Raw genomic sequence first — 2,531 nt, 5'->3', positions numbered from 1 at the left:
CGTTGAGAGTTTCGGACGCCGATAGGCGTCGGAAAGTCTTCGATGCCCGAACCGCGGGGGTCATAGGCTGAGAGCTATGGGGAAAGCGGTTTTGAGCGTGGCCTGGGGCTGACGGATGCTGCCCAAAATCGGACGCATCTGAGATCGGACCGTCTGGATTTAGGTCGAGCGAGCGGACGCCGAAAAGCGGACGGGCCGATTTTGATATAGCGGCGTCTGCTTTTGGGCAGGGCGAGCGCAAGTGTGTCCGCTTCCGGACGCAGGGCTGCGCCGGGTACGGGAGTGGATGAGCCGTGCCGGATCACGGCGCCTGTGTTCCGGATGAGAGTGATGGCGGTGGCGGCGCTCGGGGTTGATAGCGACGTTCGAAGACCTCGATGATCACCATGGTGCCGCCGCAGCACGGGCACAGCGGCCGGGCCTCGGGCTCATCGATCGAGTCGGCGGCCGGTGGAGGCGCGGCGCTGAGCAAACGGCGGGCGCGTTCGAGATGATCCTTGCGGCGTGCGCTGGCGAGGAGGCCGTAGTGGCGGATGCGGTGGAACCCGCGCGGCAGGGCGTGGAGAAGAAAGCGGTGGATGAACTCGTCGGCCCCAAGGGTCATGACCTGCTGCCGTCCGGCACCGGCCTTGCGGTAGTCCTTGTAGCGGAAGGTGACCCCGGCTTCGTCGAACCGGAGGAGGCGGCTGTTCGATATCGCAACGCGGTGGGTGTAGCGCGCGAGGTAAGCGAGCACGGCCTCGGGCCCGGCGAACGGGGCCTTGGCATAAACGACCCAGCGCTTTTTGCGGACCGGCGAGAGGTGCCGCAGGAATGCGCGTCGTTCGGCGAGATGCGTGAGGCTGCCAAAGAAGGCGAGCTTGCCGGCATCGTGCAGCGCGCGAAGGCGGGTCAGGAACAGCCGGCGGAACAGGGCGCCGAGCACGCGGACCGGCAGCAGGAAGGCCGGGCGTGCTGATATCCAGCGTGTCCCATCGCGCGAGATGCCGCCGCCCGGCACGATCATGTGGATGTGGGGATGATGGGTGAGCGCTGAGCCCCAGGTATGGAGGACGGCGGTGATGCCGATCCGGGCGCCGAGGTGCCTGGGGTCGGCGGCGATGGTCAGCATCGTGTCGGCCGCGGCCTTGAACAGCAGGTCATAGACGAGCGCCTTGTTGTGGAAGGCGATCGCGGCGACCTCGGCAGGGAGGGTGAACACGACGTGGAAATAGCCGACCGGGAGCAGGTCGGCCTCGCGGGCCTCGAGCCAGGTGCGTGCAGCAGCGCCCTGGCACCTCGGGCAATGCCGGTTGCGGCAGCTGTTGTACGCGATCCGCCAGTTCCCGCAGTCGGTGCAGGCCTCGACGTGGCCACCTAGGGCGGCGGTGCGGCAATGCTCGATCGCCGACATGATCTTGAGCTGGTGCAGGCTCAGATGCCCGGCATGGGCGGCGCGATACGCGGGCCCTGCGGCCCGGAAGATGTCGGCGACCTCGAGTGAGGCGCGCATCGGCCTCAGCCGTCAGCCGCCTCCTCGCTGGGCGATGCGAGCGCGAGCCTGTCGAGCGGGCTGACGATCGAGCGAACGGTCTTGGTGGCAACCTGCGTATAGAAGGCGGTGGTGTTTAGCTTGGCATGACCGAGCAATGCCTGGATGACGCGGATATCGACACCGTCCTCGAGCAGGTGGGTGGCGAAGCTGTGGCGGAGCGTATGCGGTCCGACGCGCTTGTCGATGTCGGCCGCCTCCGCGGCCTCGACAACGACACGGTAGAGCTGGCGGGTGCTGATCGGCGCCGCGGCGCTCTGTCCGGGAAAGAGCCAGCCGTCGGGAACGAGGATGCCCTGCTGCCGCCCCGCGCGCCACCAGTCGCGCAGCAGCAGGAGCAGCCCTTCGGGCAGCATGGCGTTGCGGTAGCGGCCGCCCTTGCCGCGCTCGATCCGCAGCAGCATCCGCTTGCTGTCGATATCGGTGACCTTCAGCGCCGATACCTCGGCGACGCGCAGCCCCGCGCCATAGGCGACCGACAGCGCCGCCTGGTGCTTGAGGGAGCGGGTCGCATCGAGGAGGCGCTTCACCTCGGCCATGGTCAGAACGACGGGGATCTTGCGAACCTGCCTGGTGCGGACCAGCTTGCGCGCGAGATCGGGGCGGTCGAGCGTGTGCGTGAAGAAGAACCTCAGCGCGCCGACGATGCTGTTCATCGTTGGTGCGGGGACGCCCGCCTGTTGCTGCTCGATCTGGAACTGCCGGACATCCTCGGCGCTCGCGGTGTGGGGCGAGCGTCCGAGCCAGGTCGCGAACCGTCCGACATCGCGAAGATAGTTGCGCTGCGTCTCCTTCGAGAAGCGGCGCATGGTCATGTCGTCGATCAGGCGCTGGCGCAGCGGGCTGATCGGGCCAATCTGGATAAGCTCATTCATCGTTCGACTCCTCAGGTAAAGGAGCCGAAAGGGTCTGCCTGCGGCAGCCCGCGTTCAATCAGGTGCGGCGATCGCTGGGCCGCTTTACATCGAGGCTAGCACCAATCCGCGCAGCGGTTCGTGCA

2 protein-coding genes are annotated in these 2,531 nt (G+C 67.2%); both read right to left on the bottom strand.

Going from position 1 to position 2,531, the window contains the following annotated elements; translation table 11 throughout:
• Positions 1–301: 301 nt before the first annotated feature.
• A complete protein-coding gene (locus HDC29_RS19095; RefSeq protein ID WP_179499890.1) occupies positions 302–1,492 on the bottom strand; it encodes an IS91 family transposase in 1,191 nt (396 codons plus the stop codon).
• Between the two features lie 5 nt (positions 1,493–1,497).
• The gene (locus tag HDC29_RS19090; protein WP_179499889.1) at positions 1,498–2,406 is read right to left on the bottom strand and encodes a site-specific integrase; all 909 of its coding nucleotides are present in this window, start codon (positions 2,404–2,406) and stop codon (positions 1,498–1,500) included.
• Positions 2,407–2,531 lie beyond the last annotated feature (125 nt).

The sequence above is a fragment of the Sphingopyxis sp. JAI108 genome (genome assembly GCF_013410105.1).
Taxonomy (GTDB): Bacteria; Pseudomonadota; Alphaproteobacteria; order Sphingomonadales; family Sphingomonadaceae; genus Sphingopyxis; species Sphingopyxis chilensis.
Note: the sequence above shows the minus strand (reverse complement) of the source record. Positions and strands in the feature narration are given on the sequence as shown.

Bases quoted from the DNA above. Each gene is read 5' to 3' on its own strand.
- HDC29_RS19090 (WP_179499889.1), bottom strand. From the start codon at position 2,406: ATGAATGAGCTTATCCAGATTGGCCCGATCAGCCCGCTGCGCCAGCGC.
- HDC29_RS19095 (WP_179499890.1), bottom strand. From the start codon at position 1,492: ATGCGCGCCTCACTCGAGGTCGCCGACATCTTCCGGGCCGCAGGGCCC.